Source organism: Pseudonocardia sp. ICBG162 (assembly GCF_020496225.1).
Classification (GTDB): Bacteria; Actinomycetota; Actinomycetes; order Mycobacteriales; family Pseudonocardiaceae; genus Pseudonocardia; species Pseudonocardia alni.
This window is the reverse complement of record NZ_JAHLJD010000013.1, coordinates 1,954,671-1,973,592: the sequence shown is the minus strand read 5'-3', so window position 1 is coordinate 1,973,592 and position 18,922 is coordinate 1,954,671. Positions and strand designations below refer to the sequence as shown.

At 76.0% G+C, this 18,922-nt stretch carries 15 protein-coding genes; 10 read left to right on the top strand and 5 right to left on the bottom strand.

Annotation, left to right across the window (positions count from 1 at the left end; all coding sequences use genetic code 11):
• Positions 1 to 127 precede the first annotated feature (127 nt).
• A complete protein-coding gene (locus KPL60_RS12250; protein WP_308016734.1) occupies positions 128 to 934 on the top strand; it encodes a helix-turn-helix domain-containing protein in 807 nt (268 codons plus the stop codon).
• Positions 935 to 941: 7 nt separating this feature from the next.
• Here the strand turns inward: KPL60_RS12250 and KPL60_RS12245 are convergent, their stop codons facing one another.
• Both KPL60_RS12245 and KPL60_RS12240 read right to left on the bottom strand, forming a co-directional pair.
• The gene (locus KPL60_RS12245; protein WP_226365887.1) at positions 942 to 2,117 is read right to left on the bottom strand and encodes an acyl-CoA dehydrogenase family protein; all 1,176 of its coding nucleotides are present in this window, start codon (positions 2,115 to 2,117) and stop codon (positions 942 to 944) included.
• Between the two features lie 90 nt (positions 2,118 to 2,207).
• Positions 2,208 to 3,083: an alpha/beta fold hydrolase gene (locus tag KPL60_RS12240; RefSeq protein WP_226365886.1), complete on the bottom strand. Its 876-nt coding sequence runs from the start codon at positions 3,081 to 3,083 to the stop codon at positions 2,208 to 2,210.
• A gap of 66 nt (positions 3,084 to 3,149) precedes the next feature.
• Here KPL60_RS12240 and KPL60_RS12235 point away from each other — a divergent pair, with 66 nt between their 5' ends.
• The 9 genes from KPL60_RS12235 to KPL60_RS12195 all read left to right on the top strand — a co-directional run bounded on the left by KPL60_RS12235 (position 3,150) and on the right by KPL60_RS12195 (position 14,851).
• The gene (locus KPL60_RS12235; protein ID WP_226365885.1) at positions 3,150 to 5,123 is read left to right on the top strand and encodes a TIGR03960 family B12-binding radical SAM protein; all 1,974 of its coding nucleotides are present in this window, start codon (positions 3,150 to 3,152) and stop codon (positions 5,121 to 5,123) included.
• Positions 5,116 to 5,664, top strand: coding sequence for a GNAT family N-acetyltransferase (locus KPL60_RS12230; protein ID WP_226365884.1), 549 nt, complete (start codon positions 5,116 to 5,118; stop codon positions 5,662 to 5,664). The genes KPL60_RS12235 and KPL60_RS12230 overlap by 8 nt, the downstream gene beginning before the upstream one ends.
• Before the next feature lie 45 nt (positions 5,665 to 5,709).
• Positions 5,710 to 6,528, top strand: coding sequence for a TIGR03936 family radical SAM-associated protein (locus KPL60_RS12225; RefSeq protein ID WP_226365883.1), 819 nt, complete (start codon positions 5,710 to 5,712; stop codon positions 6,526 to 6,528).
• A 168-nt stretch (positions 6,529 to 6,696) separates the two neighbouring features.
• Complete coding sequence (locus KPL60_RS12220; RefSeq protein ID WP_226365882.1) at positions 6,697 to 10,089, top strand: translation initiation factor IF-2 N-terminal domain-containing protein; 3,393 nt, start codon at positions 6,697 to 6,699, stop codon at positions 10,087 to 10,089.
• 181 nt (positions 10,090 to 10,270) lie between these two features.
• Positions 10,271 to 10,576 (top strand): 50S ribosomal protein L21, encoded by a 306-nt coding sequence (gene rplU / locus KPL60_RS12215; RefSeq protein ID WP_020624746.1) that lies wholly within the window; start codon positions 10,271 to 10,273, stop codon positions 10,574 to 10,576.
• A 12-nt stretch (positions 10,577 to 10,588) separates the two neighbouring features.
• Positions 10,589 to 10,846, top strand: a complete 258-nt coding sequence (gene rpmA, locus KPL60_RS12210) for a 50S ribosomal protein L27 (RefSeq protein WP_020624745.1) — start codon at positions 10,589 to 10,591, stop codon at positions 10,844 to 10,846.
• A 121-nt stretch (positions 10,847 to 10,967) separates the two neighbouring features.
• On the top strand, positions 10,968 to 12,467 hold the full coding sequence (obgE, locus tag KPL60_RS12205) for a GTPase ObgE (protein WP_226365881.1): 1,500 nt from the start codon (positions 10,968 to 10,970) through the stop codon (positions 12,465 to 12,467).
• 7 nt (positions 12,468 to 12,474) lie between these two features.
• The gene (gene proB / locus KPL60_RS12200) at positions 12,475 to 13,587 is read left to right on the top strand and encodes a glutamate 5-kinase (protein ID WP_226355895.1); all 1,113 of its coding nucleotides are present in this window, start codon (positions 12,475 to 12,477) and stop codon (positions 13,585 to 13,587) included.
• Between the two features lie 25 nt (positions 13,588 to 13,612).
• Positions 13,613 to 14,851, top strand: a complete 1,239-nt coding sequence (locus KPL60_RS12195) for a methyltransferase domain-containing protein (RefSeq protein WP_226355896.1) — start codon at positions 13,613 to 13,615, stop codon at positions 14,849 to 14,851.
• A gap of 178 nt (positions 14,852 to 15,029) precedes the next feature.
• Here the strand turns inward: KPL60_RS12195 and KPL60_RS12190 are convergent, their stop codons facing one another.
• The 3 genes from KPL60_RS12190 to KPL60_RS12180 form a co-directional block, all read right to left on the bottom strand.
• Positions 15,030 to 15,413, bottom strand: coding sequence for a hypothetical protein (locus KPL60_RS12190; protein ID WP_226365880.1), 384 nt, complete (start codon positions 15,411 to 15,413; stop codon positions 15,030 to 15,032).
• 3 nt (positions 15,414 to 15,416) lie between these two features.
• Positions 15,417 to 15,953: a DUF4333 domain-containing protein gene (locus KPL60_RS12185; RefSeq protein WP_226365879.1), complete on the bottom strand. Its 537-nt coding sequence runs from the start codon at positions 15,951 to 15,953 to the stop codon at positions 15,417 to 15,419.
• Between the two features lie 134 nt (positions 15,954 to 16,087).
• Complete coding sequence (locus KPL60_RS12180; protein ID WP_226365878.1) at positions 16,088 to 18,919, bottom strand: BTAD domain-containing putative transcriptional regulator; 2,832 nt, start codon at positions 18,917 to 18,919, stop codon at positions 16,088 to 16,090.
• Positions 18,920 to 18,922 lie beyond the last annotated feature (3 nt).

The following is an 18,922-nucleotide window of genomic DNA, read 5'->3' as shown; positions in this document are numbered from 1 at the left end:
TGGTGCGGTTCGGACCTCACCGAGCCTGCTGCCACCGCCGCCGCGGCGCGATGACCTGCGGGGTAACCGGATCCGCCTACCCCGCAGGTAGTCGTCGCGACGCCCGGGCCCGGCTAGCGTCGGCCCGGTGAACGACACCGACGTCCGTCCGGCCCGCACCGCCGGACCGGGGGAGATGCTGCGGTTCTGGCGGGGCCGCCGCCGGCGCAGCCAGCTCGACCTGGCGCTCGCGGCGGGGGTCTCGGCGCGGCACCTCAGCTTCGTCGAGACCGGCCGTTCGGGCGCGAGCAGGGAGTTGCTGGGCGCGCTCGCCGACGCGCTGGAGATCCCGCTGCGGGAGCGGAACGCGCTGTTCCTGGCCGCCGGCTACGCCCCCGCCTACACCGAACGGTCGCTCGACGACCCGGACCTCGCACCCGTGCGGGAGGCGCTGGCGCGGCTCGTCGCCGCGCACGACCCGTACCCGGCCCTCGTCGTGGACCGCTGGGGCGACGTCCGGCTCGCCAACGCCGCGGCCTCGGCGCTGCTGAGCGGCCTCGACCCGGCCGTGCTCGGGCCGCCGCCGAACGTGCACCGGGTCTGCCTGCACCCCGCCGGGCTCGCGCCGCGCATCCGCAACCTCGCCCAGTGGCGGGGGCACCTGCTGCACCGGCTCGAACGGCAGGTGCGGATGACCGCGGACCGGCGGCTCGTCGCGCTGCTCGCCGAGTGCCGGGACCACCCCGCACCCGAGGAGACCGCGCTGCCGTCGCCGGGCTCGGACGTGCTGCTGCCGCTGGTCCTCGACACCGACGACGGCACGCTGAGGTTCCACTCGGTGGTCTCGACCTTCGGCGCACCGCACGACGTCACCCTCGCCGAGCTGGCGCTGGAGACCTTCCTGCCCGCCGACGACGCCACGCGCGCCGCCCTCACCGCCCGCGCCGGCCGGTGAGCCCCGCTCAGCCCGCGACGCCCGGGGACAGCGACAGCACCGGCACCGTCCCGTTCAGTGCGAAGGCCCCGACCACCTGCTGCTTGTAGACGATCGGGTTGTGCACGGCGAGGGTGCGCGCGTTGCGCCAGTGCCGGTCCAGCGCCCGGTCGACGTCGACGGTGGACGCGCCGCCGACCTCGAACAGCTCCGAGGTCGCGTCCAGCACCAGCTGCGGCACCGTCGACTGGGCCCGGTACACGTCGAGCTCGGCGGCCGGGCCGTGGCCGGGCTCGGACAACGCCCGCTCCAGCGAGGCGGCCGCGGCGTCGACGACGGCGGCGACGGTGAACGCGGCCGCGTCGACCTTCCCGACGACCTGCTGCACCAGCGGGTCGTCCCTGGGCAGGTCGGCGTTGCCGTAGGGCCAGTTGCGGCGCCGGTCGCGGACGTAGGCGGCGGCGTCGTCGGCGGCGCGGCGGGCGATCCCGGCCAGCGCCGCCAGCTGCACCAGCTGCAGGAACCCCTGCCGGACCGGCTGGTGGGCATCGGTCGGCGCGGGCCGCACCTGGGCCGGGTCGACCTCGACCGCGGTGAACCGGGTCGTGCCGCTGGCGGTCAGCTTCTGCCCGAACCCGCGCCAGTCGTCGACCCGCTCGACACCGGGCGCGGAGGTCTCCACCAGCACGCTCACCCGGCTGCCGTCCTCGTCGAGCGCGACGACGTCGACGAGGTCGGCGTAGAGCGTGCCGGTGCAGTAGAACTTCTCGCCCTCGAGCAGCAGCCTGTCCCCGTCGCGGCGCAGCACCGTGGTGGAGGAGTTGCGCACGACGCCGCCGCGCTCGGAGATGGCGTTGCCGACGAGCCGGCCGGCCGCGACCTGCTCCAGCCGACCGCGCAGCACCGGGTCGTCGGCGGCACCGGCCGACCACAGCTCGGCGAACAGCAGGTGCGTCCGCAGCGCCTGCGGGATGTTCGAGTCCGCCGCGCCCAGCTCGACGAGCAGCGCGAACAGCTGGCGCAGCGAGGCCCCCGCGCCGCCGGCCTCCACCGGCAGCCGGACCGCGCCGAACCCGGCGTCGCGCAGGGCGGCGATCTCCTCGACGGGCAGCCTGCGGCTCAGCTCGCGCTCCACCGCGCCGGCGGCGATCTTCTCGAACAGCGGGCGGAACCGGGCGTGCAGCTCGGCGTCGGTCACGGGCACGGGGGTCTCCTGGGAGTTCGGGGACGCGCGTGGGGAGCAGGTCGGCGCCAGCGTAGGTGCCCGGCCCGCCGGTCCGCCGTGACCCGTGCCTCAGCGGGTGTGGGCCCGGGCGGCGGTCCGCACGATCCCCTCGACGAGCTCCGGCCAGACCCACCGCGGCAGGTCGTGGCCCATCCCCGGTACCTCCACCAGCTCGGCGCCGGGGACGGCCGCGGCGGTCGCACGGCCCCCGTCGGGGCGGATGACCCGGTCCTCACACCCCTGCAGCACCAGCGCCGGGCAGGTCAGCGCCCGCAGGTCCGCGGTGCGGTCCCGCTCGGCGACGATCGCCGCCAGCTGCCTGCCGGCCCCGCTGCCGTCGCCGGTCTCGCGGGCCCGCGCCCGCCGGAACGTGACGCGGACGTCCTCGTCGTCCACGGCGGTCCGGTCGTGGGAGCCGATCCGGCGGAACGACCGGACCATGCCCTCGACCGGGTCCGCGGGCGGCGGGCGCAGGAACTCCGGCAGCATCCGCGGCGCGGTCCGCCCGGTGCCGTCGCCGGGGCGGCCCATCACCGAGGTCAGCGACCGGACCAGGCCGGGGTGGCGGATCGCGGTCTCCTGGGCGACCGAGGCCCCCAGCGAGGCGCCGACCACGTGCGCCCCGGACGGCGCGACCCGGGCGATCAGCCCGCCGGTGTCGTCGGCCATGTCGGCCAGGGTGTAGACCGGCCGGGCCCGGCGGGTCAGGAACCCCCACGCCGAGATCCCGGGGCCGGACAGGTGCGTCGAGCGGCCGACGTCGCGGTTGTCGAACCGCACCACCCGGAACCCGCGGCCGGCCAGGGCGGTGCAGAGGTCCTCGCGCCACCAGTCCAGCGACAGACCCAGGCCCATCACCAGGACCACCACCGGGTCGGCCGGGTCGCCGACGGACTGGTGGCACAGCCGGACCGCGCCGACGTCGGTGTACTGCTCGGGTTCCACACCCCGCGTTCGGTCGGACGCGACCCGCCGGTTCGTCCCGAACGGACGTGGCTACCCTGGTGCAGCGTGGCACCCACCTCCGTATTCCCCGCCCTGGAGCCGATCCTGCCCCGCGTCGCCAAGCCGGTGCAGTACGTCGGCGGTGAGGGGAACTCGCAGGTCAAGCCGTGGGACTCCGCGGCCGTCCGCTGGGCACTGCTCTATCCGGACGCCTACGAGGTCGGCCTGCCCAACCAGGGCGTCCAGATCCTGTACGAGGTCCTCAACGAGCGCGCCGACGCACTGGCCGAGCGCTGCTATGCGGTCTGGCCCGATCTCGAGGCCCTGATGCGCGAGTCGGGGGTGCCGTCGTTCACCGTCGACGCCCACCACGCGGTCGGTGACTTCGACGTCCTCGGCGTCTCGTTCTCCACCGAGCTCGGATACACCAACCTGCTCACCACGCTCGACCTGGCGGGGATCCCGCTGCACGCCCGGGACCGCGACGAGAGCCACCCGGTCGTCGTCGCCGGTGGGCACGCGGCGTTCAACCCGGAGCCGGTCGCGGACTTCGTCGACGTCGCCGCGCTCGGTGACGGCGAGGAGGTCGTCGGCGACATCACCGACGTCGTGCGGGACTGGAAGGAGCAGGGACGCCCGGGCGGGCGCCGGGAGCTGCTGCTGCGGCTGTCGTCGACGCCGGGCTGCTACGTGCCGTCCCTCTACGACGTGACCTACGCCGACGACGGTCACATCGCCGCCGTCACCCCGGCCGACGAGCGGGTCCCCGCGAGCGTGCAGAAGCGCACCACGATCGAGCTGGACGACTGGCCGTACCCGAAGAAGCCGCTGGTCCCGCTGGCCGAGACCGTGCACGAGCGGGCCAGCGTCGAGATCTTCCGCGGCTGCACCCGCGGCTGCCGGTTCTGCCAGGCCGGGATGATCACCCGCCCGGTGCGGGAGCGGTCGCTGCAGGGCGTCGGCGAGATGGTCGACGCCGCGGTGCGGGCCTCGGGCTTCGACGAGGTCGGTCTGCTGTCGCTGTCGAGCGCCGACCACTCCGAGATCGCCGAGATCACCAAGGGCCTCGCCGACCGCTACGAGGGCACCAACACCTCGCTGTCGCTGCCGAGCACCCGGGTCGACGCGTTCAACATCGACCTGGCCAACGAGATCTCCCGCAACGGCCGTCGCTCGGGGCTGACCTTCGCCCCCGAGGGCGGTTCCGAGCGCATCCGCCGCGTGATCAACAAGATGGTCTCCGAGGACGACCTCATCCGGACCTGCGCCGAGGCGTTCTCCCAGGGCTGGCGGCAGGTCAAGCTGTACTTCATGTGCGGGCTGCCCACCGAGACCGACGAGGACGTCCTGGAGATCGCCGGGATGGCCTACCGGGTGATCGAGGCCGGGCGGAGGGCGTCGGGGCGCAACGACGTCCGCTGCACCATCTCCATCGGCGGGTTCGTCCCGAAGCCGCACACCCCGTTCCAGTGGGCCGCGCAGTGCCACCCCGAGGTCGTCGACTCCCGGCTGCGCAAGCTGCGCGAGGCGGTCAACGCCGACCGGAAGATCGGCCGCAACATCGGCATGCGCTACCACGACGGCGAGCCCTCGCTGATCGAGGGACTGCTCGCCCGTGGCGACCGCCGGGTCGGCGCCGTCATCGAGAAGGTCTGGCGCGACGGCGGCCGGTTCGACGGCTGGTCCGAGCACTTCTCCTACCGCCGCTGGGTCGACTCCGCCGCCGAGGCCCTGGAGCCGCAGGGGGTGTCGCTGGACTGGTTCACCACCCGCGAGCGCGACGCCGACGAGATCCTGCCCTGGGACCACCTCGACTCCGGCCTGGAGCGCGACTGGCTCTGGGAGGACTGGCAGGACGCGCTCGACGGCCGTGAGCAGGACGACTGCCGCTGGACGCCGTGCTTCGATTGCGGCGTCTGCCCGTCCACCGGCACCGACATCGAGGTCGGCCCCAGCGGGACCACCCTGCTGCCGCTGACCGTGGTCAACCCGACGGCCTCGGCCGCGGGGTCGCTCGGGGGCGCACGCCCGGGTGACTGAGAACGGACTGTCCTCGATCCCGGACCCGGCATTCGCCGACGCCGACGGGTTCTCCTGGGAGTACGGCGGCAGACATCTGCGGGTCCGGGTCGCCGACGAGCGCGACGTCGCCGCGCTCGCCCGGCTGCGCCGCCTCTGGCTGGAGGAGCGCGCCGGGCGGCCGGTCGAGGACCCGTCGTTCGCCGAGTCGTTCGCCGCCTGGTGGCGGGTCGAGCAGCCGCGCCGGGCCTTCTGGGTGGCCGAGGCGGGCAGCGACCGCGCCGGGTGGACACCGGTCGGGTCGATCAACGTGCTGGAGACCGTGCAGATGCCCCGCCCCGGGGGCCGCGGCACGCGCACCGGGCAGGTCGGGAACGCCTTCGTCCTCGCCGCGTTCACCGAGGCGGGCGTGCCGCGGGTGCTGCTCGCGGCGGTCGTCGCGCACGCCAGGGCCCGTGGGTACCGGCGGCTGATGCTGGCCCCGACCGCGGGCAGCGCCGCGTTCTACCGGCGTGCCGGGTTCCGGCCCGCCGGCGACGCGCTGCTGGTGCTGGAGCAGTAGACGGTCCCGGTCGGGGCGGCCGGGCGGCCTCCTAGACTCCGGGGCATGGCGCGCGTGAAGGCAGGAGCGGCAGCGAACCCGGCACCCCCGACGGTGCAGCGGGTCCGCCTGCGCTTCGCCAAGCGCGGCCGGCTGCGGTTCCTCTCGCACCGCGACGTGGCCCGCAGCTTCGAACGCGCGGTCCGCCGGGCCGGTGTCCCGGTCTCGCACTCGCACGGCTTCAGCCCGCACCCGCGGCTGTCCTGGGTCGGCGCCGCCCCGACCGGGGCGGCCAGCGAGGCCGAGTACGTCGAGATGGGGCTGACCCGCGAGGTCGACCCGGAGCTGGTCCGGGAGGCGATGGACCGGGCGCTGCCCGACGGGCTCGACGTCGTCGCGGCGGCGGTCGCGACGCCGCCCGCGCTGGCCGACCGGATCGACGCCGCCCGCTGGCGGCTCGAGATCCGCGGGCTCGACCCCGCCGAGGTGCGGTCCGCGGTCGAGCGGTTCCTCGCCGAGACCTCGGTCGTGGTGACCCGGGTGACCCCGTCCGGGCGCAAGGAGATCGACGTGCGCGCCGCCGTCGTGACTCTGTCGGTCGAACCGCAGGTGAACGGCACACCGGCCGATCATGACCCGTCCGGGGCGGCGGGTTCCCCGGCGTCGGTCACCGACTGTGCGATACTGACGGCGGTCGTACGGCTGACGACACCGACCGTCCGACCCGATGACGTACTGGGCGCGCTCACCGTCGTCGCAGACCTGGCGCCGCCGGTACCGGTGACGGCCACCCGGTTGGCGCAGGGCCTGCTCGACGACGGGGGCGACCTGGTGGATCCGCTCGGTGCGGTCCGGGCGACCCGGGCCCGGCCGGACGGTTCCTGACACGGACGGCACTTCCCGCCTCCGGTCCGGCGTCGAGCACCATCCCCGAAGACCGGGGAGCGACACCAGATGTGCCGTACCGCGCAACCCGCGCGAGCTGCGGAACGTACGCGCAAGGTCCCTGAGCGGCCGCCTCCGACGTGAGGCGCCCGGGGGCGAAGGAGCTGAATGTCCGTGAACGACGCGCCCGCCGGTAGCACCGGCGGGCTCTCCGAGCTGCCGGAGAAGATGCGGGTCCATGCCCTGGCCAAGCTGCTGGGCACGGCGAGCCGCGATGTCCTGGCGACCCTGGTCGGTCTGGGCCAGGAGGTCCGCAGCGCCCAGTCCAGCGTCACCCGTGCGACGGCCGAGCAGGTCGTCGCGGCGCTGCGCCCGGTCACGGACGCCGCCGGGGCCACCTCCCCGGAGCCCGCCGACGGGGCCGAGCCCGCCGCGGCGGAGCCCGCTCCCGCGGCCGACACGCCGGACGCCGCCCTCGCCGAGGCCGCGGCCGTACTCGACATCGGCTCCGCCGACGCCGGGGACGCGACCACCGAGGTCCCGGCGAACCCGTTCGACACCGGTTCCGGTGCCGCCCGGGGCGGTTCCGCGCCCGCGCTGGCGCCGGTCTTCGCCGTCCCGATGTTCCAGGCCCCCACGGCCCAGGGCGCCGCGCAGACCGCCCCGGCGGCCGCCGAGCCCGCCGGTGAGGACGCGGCCGAGCAGTCCGGTGGCGAGGACGGCACCGACGGCGGCCCCCGCCGCGGCCGCAAGAGCCGCCGTCGCAAGGACCGCGACACCGACACCACCGCGGCCCCGGCCGCGGACACCGGGGCCACCACCCCGGCCGCCGACGACACCGACGCCGACGGGACCACCGACGCCGACGACCGGGGCGACGGCTCCGACGACGACGGCGAGGACGAGAACGGCAACCGCCGTCGTCGCCGCCGGGGCCGTCGTGGCCGCGGCCGCGGCAAGGGCGGCGAGGACTCCGGCGAGGACGGCGACGACGCGGAGGACTCCGACGAGTCCGGTTCCGAGGACTCCGGCTCCACCGGTTCCGACTCCTCGGACGACTCCGACGACGATTCCGACGACGACTCCGACGAGCAGTCCTCGGGCGGCTCGCGCCGCCGGCGGCGCCGTCGTCGTCGCGGGGGGTCCGACGTCGAGGACCGTTCCGAGGACGACCCGCCCAACACCGTCACCCGGGTCCGCGAGGCCCGCAGCGAGTCCCGCCAGGACTCCGGGTCGTCCTCCGACGACCAGGTCCAGGGCGTGCGCGGCTCCACCCGGCTCGAGGCCAAGCGCCAGCGCCGGCGGGACGGTCGCGACGCGGGCCGCCGCCGTCCGCCGATCCTGTCCGAGTCGGAGTTCCTGGCCCGGCGTGAGTCGGTCGACCGCCAGATGGTGATCCGCCAGCGCTCCGACCGCACCGAGATCGGCGTGCTCGAGGACGACATCCTCGTCGAGCACTTCATCACCGGCGGCAACTCCGGCAGCTCGATGGTCGGCAACGTCTACCTCGGCCGCGTGCAGAACGTGCTGCCCTCGATGGAGGCGGCCTTCGTCGACATCGGGCGCGGCCGCAACGCCGTGCTCTACGCCGGTGAGGTCGACTGGGACGCCGCCGGCCTCAACGGCAAGGCGCGCAAGATCGAGCAGGCGCTCTCCTCGGGCGACCAGGTGCTGGTGCAGGTCACCAAGGACCCGGTCGGCCACAAGGGTGCCCGGCTGACCACACAGATCTCCCTCGCCGGCCGCTTCCTGGTCTACGTGCCCTCCGGCGGTGCCGCGGGGATCTCCCGCAAGCTGCCCGACACCGAGCGCAAGCGCCTCAAGGAGATGCTGAAGGAGATCGTCCCGGCCGACGCCGGTGTGATCATCCGGACCGCCTCCGAGGGGGTCTCGCACGAGGCCCTCGAGCGTGACGTCCGCCGCCTGCAGGCGCAGTGGGAGGTCGTCAAGGAGAAGGCGAACAAGACCGGCCCGGGCGCGCCCAAGGCCCCGACGCTCCTCTACGAGGAGCCGGACATGCTGGTCAAGGTCGTCCGCGACCAGTTCAACGAGGACTTCTCGAAGCTGATCGTGTCCGGCGCCGACGCCTGGGACACCGTGTCCGGCTACGTCGGGCACGTCGCGCCCGAGCTCACCGACCGGATGCACCGCCACACCGGCCCGTCCGACGTCTTCACCGAGTACCGGATCGACGAGCAGCTGCTCAAGGCGCTGGACCGCAAGGTCTGGCTGCCCTCGGGCGGCACCCTGGTGATCGACCGGACCGAGGCGATGACCGTCGTCGACGTCAACACCGGCAAGTTCACCGGCTCCGGCGGCAACCTCGAGGAGACCGTCACCCGCAACAACCTGGAGGCGGCCGAGGAGGTCGTCCGCCAGCTGCGGCTGCGTGACATCGGCGGGATCATCGTCGTCGACTTCATCGACATGGTGCTCGAGGCGAACCGGGACCTGGTCCTGCGCCGCCTCACCGAGTGCCTCGCCCGGGACCGCACCCGGCACCAGGTCGCCGAGGTGACCTCGCTCGGCCTGGTCCAGATGACCCGCAAGCGGGTCGGCGGCGGGCTGCTGGAGCACTTCTCCACCACCTGTGAGCACTGCCGCGGGCGGGGCGTGATCGTCTCGACCGACACCGGTCCGGACCACCAGCACGGCCGTTCCGGCAACGGCGCGCAGCACGGCAACGGCTCCGGCAACGGGAACGGGAACGGCTCCAGCAACGGCGGCGGCAACGGCAACGGCAACGGCAACGGTGGCGGATCCGGCAACGGGTCCGGCTCCGGGAATGCCGGCAACGGCGACTCCGACGGCGGCGGGCGTCGCCGTCGTCGCCGCGGCGGCAACGGCAACGGCGAGTCCGGCCACGGCGACTCCGGGAACGGGGACGCGGGCCGTCAGGACGCCGACCGCCACGACTCCGACCGCAACGGCTCCGGGCACCGCAACGGTTCCGACCGTGCCGAGGAGCGGGACGGCTCCGGCGACACCGGGCGCGTCGACGCCGCCGCGGGAGTCGCGGCCGTCGCCGCGGGCAGCACCCCGAAGGGCGACGACGGCGCGGCCGCCGGGTCCACCGGGGTCTCCGTGCCGGCCACGGCCGACACCACCGTCACCGACGCCGCACCCGCACCGGCCCCGGCCGATGACGACGACGAGACCGTCGTCGCCGAGCCGCGTGGTGAGCTGACCGGTCCGGCCGCCCCGGTGGTCGCCGAGCCCACCGGTGCCCCGCAGGCCGCGGCACCGGCCCAGGACGTGGCCCCGGAGCCGACGGGGACGATCCCCGCCGCCCCGGAGCCCGACGCACCCGCACCGCGCCGCCGCCGGGTCAGCCGCTCCGCCGGCGCCCCGGTCCGCGGTGGTGAGGCGGTGGTCATCACGACCGCCTCGACGCCGGAGGAGTCCGCTCCGCCGGCGGCCACGGCGGCACCGGCCGACGCGGGAACGGCGGCCGCTCCGGCCGTCGCCGCGCAGCCGGAGCCCGCCGCGGCCGTCACCCGTACCCGCCGTCCGCGCCGGGCGGCCTCCCGCCCGGCGGGTCCGCCCCAGGACGGAGGGTGACGGCGACCCCGGCGGAGAGCACTCCGACGGGGTCGCGTAACCTTGACCGACAGAAGCCACGCCTCTGCACACGACAGTGTTCGGCACGGGGGCCGTGGTGTGCGCGCCGGGGACCGGCGCGAGCTGTGAAAGCCCGAGCGCACCAGGTGCGCCCCCGATGTTCAGGAGTCGTGCGTCAGCGATGTACGCGATCGTCAAGACCGGCGGCAAGCAGTACAAGGTGGCCGTCGACGACGTGGTCACCGTCGAGAAGCTCGACGGTGAGCCCGGCGCCGAGATCATTCTGCCCGCCGTGCTGCTCGTCGACGGCGACCAGGTGACCACCGACGCCAGCGGCCTCACCTCCGCGGTGACGGCCACCGTCGTCGAGCACACCAAGGGTCCGAAGATCCGGATCCACAAGTTCAAGAACAAGACCGGGTACCACAAGCGTCAGGGGCACCGTCAGCCCCTGACGAAGGTCCAGGTCACCGCGATCGGCAAGTAAGGAGCCCGCGTCATGGCACACAAGAAGGGTGCGTCCAGCTCCCGTAACGGTCGCGACTCCAACGCCCAGTACCTGGGTGTGAAGCGCTTCGGCGGCCAGTCGGTCAAGGCCGGCGAGATCCTCATCCGTCAGCGCGGCACCGCCACCCACCCGGGTGTCAACGTCGGGCGCGGCAAGGACGACACGCTGTTCGCCCTCGCCGCCGGGACCGTCGAGTTCGGTTCCAAGCGCGGCCGCAAGACCGTGAACATCGTGCCGGCCGAGGTCTGAGCGACCCGCCAGCACAGCGACGCCGACGGCGGGTCACCCCGGTAACGGGGTGCCCGCCGTTCGTCGTGTCACCACCCACCGCGGCCCCGCCGTGGTACGACACAACGACAGGAGCACCGTCATGTCCCGGTTCGTGGACCGCGTCGTGCTGCACGCGACCGCGGGTGCCGGGGGCAACGGCTGCGCCTCGGTACACCGCGAGAAGTTCAAGCCGCTCGGCGGCCCCGACGGCGGCAACGGCGGCCGGGGCGGCTCGGTCGTGCTCGTCGTCGACGCGGGTGTGCACACGCTGCTCGACTACCACCACCGCCCCCGTGCGGAGGCGAAGAGCGGCACCCAGGGGCAGGGCGCGTTCAAGCAGGGCGCGAACGCCCCGGACCTGGAGCTGCGGGTGCCCGACGGCACCGTCGTGCTCGACGCCCGCGGCGAGGTCGTCGCCGACCTGGTCGGTGTCGGCACCCGGTTCGTCGCCGCCGAGGGCGGACGGGGCGGGCTCGGCAACGCCGCGCTGTCCTCCGCCGCCCGCAAGGCCCCCGGCTTCGCGCTGCTCGGTGAGCCCGGCGACGAGGTCGAGCTGACCCTGGAGCTGCGCAGCCTCGCCGACGTCGGCCTCGTCGGGTTCCCCAGCGCGGGCAAGTCCTCACTGGTGGCGGCGCTGTCCGCGGCCCGCCCGAAGATCGCCGACTACCCGTTCACCACCCTCGTGCCCCAGCTCGGCGTGGTCAGCGCGGGCGACGACACCTTCACCGTCGCCGACGTCCCCGGCCTCATCCCGGGTGCCGCCGACGGCCGCGGCCTCGGCCTGGAGTTCCTGCGCCACATCGAGCGCTGCTCGGTGCTGGTGCACGTCGTGGACTGCGCGACCTTCGAGACCGAGCGCGACCCGGTGTCCGACATCGAGGCGCTGGAGACCGAGCTGGCGCACTACGCCGAGGCCCTCGGCACCAGCGCGCTGGGGGAGCGGATCGACCAGCGCCCGCGCCTGGTCGCGCTCAACAAGATCGACGTCCCGGACGCCGCAGACCTGGTCGACATGGTCCGCGAGGACCTGACCGAGCGCTTCGGCTGGCCGGTGTACGCGATCTCCACCGCGTCCCGGGCCGGGCTGCGGGAGCTGAGCTTCGCGATGGCCGAGCGGGTCGCCGCGGCCCGTGCCGCGCGCCCGGAGGCCGAGCCGAGCCGGATCGTGCTGCGCCCGCGCGCCGTCGACGACACCGGCTTCACCATCACGCCCGACCCGGAGCTCGACGGCGGGTTCGTCGTGCGCGGGGAGCGCCCCGAGCGGTGGATCCGCCAGACCGCGTTCGAGAACGACGAGGCCGTCGGCTACCTCGCCGACCGGCTCGCCCGGCTCGGCGTGGAGGAGGCGCTGGCCAAGGCCGGTGCCGTGCCCGGCTGCCCGGTCACCATCGGCCAGGTCACCTTCGACTGGGAGCCGTCCACCCCGGCCGGCGTCGCCGCCCTGCTCACCGGGCGCGGCACCGACATCCGGCTGGAGGGCAACGACCGGGTCGGCGCCGCCGAGCGCAAGCGCGCCCGGGTCGCGCGCCGGAACCACCTGTCCGACGCCGAGCTCGCCGCGGGCGCCCGCTACTCGTCGGACCACGAGATCGAGGAGTGAGACCCGCGTGAGCACGCGCGCCGCACTGGGTGCGGCGAAGCGGATCGTGGTGAAGGTCGGGTCGTCGTCGCTGACGAGCCTGACCGGTGGTCTCGACCCGGCCCGGCTCGACGCCCTGGTCGACGCCCTGATGGGGCGCCGCGCCGCCGGTGCGCAGGTCGTGCTCGTCTCCTCGGGGGCGATCGCGGCCGGCCTCGCGCCGCTGCAGCTGCGCCGCAGGCCGCGGGACCTGGCGACCCAGCAGGCCGCCGCGTCGGTCGGGCAGCTCCTGCTCGCCCACGCCTACTCGGCGTCGTTCGCCCGGCACGGGCAGGGCATCGGGCAGGTCCTGCTCACCGCCGACGACATGATCCGCCGCTCGAACTACCGCAACGCCCAGCGCACCCTGGAACGGCTGCTGCAGCTCGGGTCGCTGCCGGTGGTCAACGAGAACGACACCGTCGCCACCGCCGAGATCCGGGTGGGCGACAACGACCGGCTCGCCGCGCTCGTCGCACACATCGTCGGCGCCGACGCGCTCGTGCTGCTCTCCGACGTCGACGGCCTCTACGACGGCCACCCGCGCGACCCCGGGACGTCGCTGATCACCGAGGTCGACGACCCGGCCGAGCTCGCCGGGGTCAGCGTCACCCGCCCCGGGTCGGGACTGGGCACCGGCGGCATGGCCACCAAGGTCGAGGCGGCCGCGATGGCGTCGGCGGCCGGGATCCCGGTGCTGCTGACCTCCGCCGACCGGATCGCCGACGCCCTGGCCGCCACCGAGGACGGCCCCAAGGTCGGCACCGTGTTCCGCGCCGCCGGGACCCGGATGGGCGCCCGCCGGTTCTGGCTGCGGCACGCCGCCGACGTCCGCGGGGCCCTCGACCTCGACGACGGCGCCGTCGAGGCCGTCCGCCGCCGTCGCCGCTCGCTGCTGGCCGCCGGGGTGCACGGCGTGTCCGGCGACTTCGACGCCGGCGACGTCGTCGAGCTGCTCGCCCCCGGCGGGCGGGCCATCGCACGCGGTGTCGTCTCCTACGACGCGACCGAGCTGCCGCACATGATCGGCCGCCGGACCCGCGAGCTGCCGCCCGAGCAGCGGCGCGAGCTCGTCCACGCGGACGACCTCGTTCTGCTCTAGACGGCGGCAGGGGCACAATGCCCGCATGTCGGCCGACCGCGCCCGTTCCGCGCTGGTCGCGTCCCTGGTCCGCGACGGCCGGGTGCGCACCCCCGCGGTCCGCGCGGCACTGGAGACGGTGCCGCGCCACCTGTTCCTGCCCGCCCTCGACCCCGGCGGGGCCTACGCCGACGTCGCCGTCCCGATCAAGGTCGACGACGGCGTGACGGTCAGCTCGGTCTCCCAGCCGTCGATGGTCGCGATCATGCTGGAACAGCTGGCGGCCGGGCCGGGGCACCGGGTGCTGGAGATCGGTGCGGGGGCCGGCTGGAACGCGGCGCTGCTGTCGGAGCTGGTCGGTCCGGACGGGGCCGTGACCACCCTCGACATCGACGACGACCTGGTCGCCGGGGCCCGGGCGAACCTGGACGCCGCCGGGTTCGACGGCGTCGACGTCGTCGTCGGGGACGGGGCGCTCGGGTACCCGCCCGCGGCGCCCTACGACCGGATCGAGCTGACCGTCGGCTCCACCGGCGTCCGGCCGGAGTGGGTCGCCCAGCTCGCGCCCGGCGGCCGGCTGCTGCTGCCGCTCACGGTGCGCGGCAGCCAGCTGTCGGTGGCGTTCGCCCACACCGCCCCGGGACGGCTGCACTCGCGGTCGGTGCGCAGCTGCGCGTTCGTCCGGCTGCGCGGGGAGGGCGCCGACCCCGGCGCCGAGGTCGCGCTGCCGGACGGCCGGTGGCGGGTGCAGCCCGCCTGCGGCTCCGACGACGCCGACGTCCCGGACCCGCGGGCGCTGGCCCGCGCGACCACCGGTGCGGGCACCGACCGGCCGGTGGCCGCGGCGGGCACGGTGGCGGACCTGTGGGACGGGCTCGGGCTGTGGTGCGCGGTCGCGGACCCGGGGGTGGTGCGGCTGTTCGGCCCGGCCGAGGGCGGGGCCGCACCGGCGCTGTTCGACCTCGGCGGCGTCCGCGCGACGCTGGGCCTGGTCGCGGGCGACGGGTGCGCGGTGCTGCTGGCGGACCCGGAGGCGACGGTGCGGGCCTGCGGGCCGGACGGTGACCTCGCCGCCGAACGGCTGGCCGGGCTGGTCGCGGGGTGGGTCGACGCGGGCCGCCCGCACGCGGCGGACCTGCGGATCGAGGCGGTCGTCCCGTCGCTCGCCGGTCCCGGTGGCGGGCCGGAGCGCGGGCCCGGCGTGGACCGGGCCGGGCCGGGGGACGTCGTGGTGGACGGTGCGGGTACCCGGCTGACGCTGCGCTGGGGTCCGGCCACGGGCTGACACGCGGGGACACGCGGGGACACGGCCCGGAGCCGGGCCCGGGGCGACACGGTCCCGCACCGCTGCTGCGGCGCGGAGCCCGTGGCCCGGTGCCCCGGCCCACCCGGCGTCCCCGGGCGGCCCGGCGGCGGACCCCGGGCCCGCCAGCGGCCCGCCCGCGGTGACCGGGGCACGGTGCTCACCGGGCCCGGGTCGTCCGCTTCGGACTCGTCGTCTTCGTCGTGGTCCTCGTCGTGGTCCGCGGCGTCGCGGTCGCCCGGGGTGCCGGGGTCCGTGCGGCGGTGGTCCGCGGTGTGCCCGGGGACCGGGCGACGACCGTGCGGTGGTGGTCGTGGTCGTGGTCGTCGTCGTCGAGTGCGGACACCGGCACCCACCGCGGCCCGGCCGGTGACACGACCGCCTCGGGCGCCGGGCAGGCGGCCGGGTCCACCTCGAGGTAGTCGTCGCCGTCGGCCTCCAGGACCCCGCACACCTGCCGTTCCGGTCCGGTCGAGCAGGCGGTCAGCGGGGCCCCGGCGACGACGACCAGTGCGAGCGCGGAGAGCCAGGTCGCGGTGCGCACGGCTCAGACCTGCTCGACGTCGAAGTTGACCAGACCGCCCTGGATCTCGGTCACGGTCGCGCGGACGTCGATCGAGTCCTCGCCGGAGGTGACGCGGCAGCCGACGGCCTGGCCGGTGGTGGGGGCGAGGTCGCCGTCGCAGGTGGTGGTGTCGATCGGGACGCCGGCGTTCTGCGCGACGAGCGAGCCGACGGTGTCCTGCAGCAGCGCCTTCGGCACCGGGCGGGGCTCGGTGGTGATGTCGAAGGAGACGTTGTCCCCGTCGACGGCGGTGACGGTGACGACCGCGCCGACCGGCTGGCCACCGGAGTGGAACTCGCAGGTCTGGCTCGCCCCGACGGTCGCGTCGAGGTCGGTGGCGCAGTCGGCCTTCCCGTTGTCGAGGGAGACGCCCTGCGCGCCCAGCTTGCTGACGATCTGCTGCTCGACGCTGTCCGCCGGGACGGAGGCGAGGCTGCAGGCCGTGGTGCCGAACAGGACGGTGCTCGTCGCCGCGGCGACCAGGCCGAGCCGGGCGAGGCTGCGCAGGGTGGCGTTCATGGTGTCTCCTCGGGTGGTGGCCCCGGCGGCCCGGGCGGCCGGTGGGGCGAACACCACGAACTCTGCGGTGGGCCACTGGCAATCCACTTGCAGCGGCCTTGCAGGGTCCTGCAAGTGGTCCCGGGGAGTGCGGCTCAGGCGCTCCGGCCCACCACCCGGGCGGCCACGGTGCCGCCGTCACCGAGCTCGTCGAGGACCGCGGCGATCGCCGCCCGCCCACCCGCGACGCCCTCGGTGAACGCGGCCGCGTACCGCTCGGCCGACCCGCCGAGCCCGGCCCGGACCAGGGCGACGTTGCGCTCGGAGTCCTGCGGGTCCATCTCCTCGGGCCGGTAGCCGACCTCGCCGCCGACCGCGGACACCGCCCCCAGCAGCCGGGCGCCCCGCACGCCGTCCCCGGACTGTCCCAGCGCGCCCGCGAGGGCGTGCGTCGCGACCAGCCAGGACGTCACGTCGGGCTCGCCACCGAGGAACCGCACGAGCGACTCCGCCTCGTCCAGCGCGGCCGGGTCACCGCGGTCGAGCAGGGTCTTCACCAGGTGCCAGCGCGAGGACCCGTCGGCGAACCCGTGCCCGGCCCGCCGCGCGACGGCCACCGCGGACCGCAGCACGTCCAGCGCCGTCGCCGTGTCCCCGCCGAGCCGCGCGAGGTGCCCGGCGGCCATCAGCGTCTCGGACTCACCGGGGCCGTCCCCGGCGGCGCGCGAGACCGCGAGCGCCTCGCCCAGCAGGGCCTGCGCGGCCGCCGGGTCGGTCGCCGCCGCCAGGTAGGCGCGGAACGCGAGCCCGCGGGCGACCTTCGTCGGGTGCCGGGCCGGGTCCATCCGCTCCAGCCCGGCCGCGACGTCGGCGGCCGCACCGGCCGGGTCACCGGCCAGGTAGCGCAGGGGACCGGAGGCGAAGTGCGCCAGCCCGACGGCCTCCGGGTCGGCGTCCGGCCCCGCCGCGGCCAGCGCCGCGGTGACCCACCCGATGCCCTCGGCGACCCGGCCGAAGCGGTACCAGTACCAGCCCAGCGCCCCGGCCAGGCGCAGCGCGTCGTCGACCGCGGCGGCACCGCCGTCGGCCAGCGCGGCACCGAAGGCGGCCCGCACGTTCGGCTGCTCGGCGCGGACCCGCCCGAACCAGCGGGCCGCTTCGTGGCCGAGCCACGCGGCGTCGGCCTCGGTGACGACGTCGAGGACCCAGCGCCGGTGCGCGGTGCGGGCGGCGGTGCGCGCGGCGTCGTCGAGCAGGGTGTCGCCGAAGGCCCGCAGGGTCTCCAGCAGCGCGAACCGGCGCGGGCCCGGCGCACCGGTGTCGACGCCGACCAGGGACTTCGCGACGAGCGTGGCCAGCCCGTCGCGGACCGGCACCCCGGCGACGGCGGCGGCCGCGGTCGCGTCGAACCCGCCGGTGAACACCGACAGCGCCCCGAACAGCCGCCGGTCGGCCGGGCCGAGGTCGTCGACCGACAGCGCGATGGTGTGCTCCAGGCTCCGGTGCCGGGCGGGGGTGCCCCGGCCGGCCCCCACGAGCAGGGAGAACCGGTCGTCGAGGGCGTCGGCGATCTCCCCGACCGACAGGGTGCGGCTGCGGGCGGCCGCCAGCTCGACGGCCAGCGGGAGCCCGTCGAGCCGGGCGCAGACCTCGGCGACGCGGTCCCGGTCGTCGCCGGTGGGGGCCGCGCCGGGTGCCGCGGCCGCCGCCCGGTCCAGGAACAGCTGCTCGGCCGCGGCGGGGGACAGCGGCGCGAGCTCCAGCAGCTGCTCACCGGGCAGGTCGACGGGCTCGCGGCTGGTCGCGACCACCCGCACGCCGGGGCACGCGGGCAGCAGCGTGGTGAGCAGCTCGGCGACGGCGTCGAGGACGTGCTCGCAGTTGTCGAGCACCAGCAGGCCGGGGGTGCCGGCCAGGGCGGCTGCGAGCTGGTCGGCGCCCTGCGCGGTGAGCACCCCGGTGGCCTCGGCGACGACCGGGGCGAGCAGCGCGCCGGAGGTCCCCGGGGCGAGGTCGGCGAGCTCGGCCCACCACACCGGACCGCCCGCGTCGGCGGCGACGGCCAGCGCGACGCGGGTCTTGCCCACCCCGCCGGGGCCGACGACGGTGACGAGCCGGTGGGCGTCGAGGGCGTCGCGGAGCCGGACGAGGTCGTCGTCGCGGCCGAGCAGCGCGGTCGACGGCACCGGCAGCGGCCTGCGGGTGGTCCCGGCGGCGGGCGCCGGGGCGTCGGCGGCGGGGGCCCGGTGCAGCAGTTCCGGGTCGTGGGCGAGCACCGCCCGCTCGGTCGCGGCGAGGCCGGGCCCGGGGTCGACGCCGAGCTCCTCGGCGAGCAGGTCCCGCGCGGTCCGCAGGACGGCGAGGGCGTCGGCCTGGCGCCCGGCGCGGTAGAGCGCGCGTGCCCGCAGCTCCCACGCGCGCTCGCGCAGCGGGTACTCGGTGGTGAGTGCGGCCAGGTCGTCGAGCAGCGTCACGTCCTCGCCGGTGGCGAGCGCGGCGGCGGCCCGGTCCTCGCGGATCCCGGCGCGCAGCTCGGTCAGCGCGGCCACCTCGGCGGCCAGGAAGGCGCGGTCGGCGAGGTCGCCGAACGGGGTGCCGTCGCCGGTGGACAGCGCCAGGTCCAGCACGGACACCGCCTCGTGCGGGCGTCGCTCGGCCAGCGCGGTCGCGCCCCGGGCGGCGAGCTCGCGCATCGCCCACACGTCGACCTGCTCGGGCCGGACGGCCAGGGCGTAGCCGCCGCTGCCGCGGACCAGCACCGTCGCGGCCCCGCGGGCCGAGCGGCCGGGCTCCAGGACACCGCGCAGCCGGGCGACGTAGGTGTGCAGCGCCTGCTTCGCGGCCGGAGCGGGTTCTCCGTCCCAGACGGCGTCGATGAGCAGGTCCTCGGTGGCCGGACGCCCGGCGGCGACGACGAGTGCGGCGAGCAGGGCCCGCGGGCGCGGCCCGCCGAGCGGCAGGTCGTCGCCGTCACGGCGCGCCCGCACACC

Excerpts from the sequence above, each read along its gene's own strand:
- rpmA (WP_020624745.1), top strand. The coding sequence starts at position 10,589 with ATGGCACACAAGAAGGGTGCGTCCAGCTCCCGTAACGGTCGCGACTCC.
- KPL60_RS12195 (WP_226355896.1), top strand. The coding sequence starts at position 13,613 with ATGTCGGCCGACCGCGCCCGTTCCGCGCTGGTCGCGTCCCTGGTCCGC.
- KPL60_RS12185 (WP_226365879.1), bottom strand. The coding sequence starts at position 15,953 with ATGAACGCCACCCTGCGCAGCCTCGCCCGGCTCGGCCTGGTCGCCGCG.
- KPL60_RS12220 (WP_226365882.1), top strand. The coding sequence starts at position 6,697 with ATGTCCGTGAACGACGCGCCCGCCGGTAGCACCGGCGGGCTCTCCGAG.
- rplU (WP_020624746.1), top strand. The coding sequence starts at position 10,271 with ATGTACGCGATCGTCAAGACCGGCGGCAAGCAGTACAAGGTGGCCGTC.
- KPL60_RS12225 (WP_226365883.1), top strand. The coding sequence starts at position 5,710 with ATGGCGCGCGTGAAGGCAGGAGCGGCAGCGAACCCGGCACCCCCGACG.
- obgE (WP_226365881.1), top strand. The coding sequence starts at position 10,968 with ATGTCCCGGTTCGTGGACCGCGTCGTGCTGCACGCGACCGCGGGTGCC.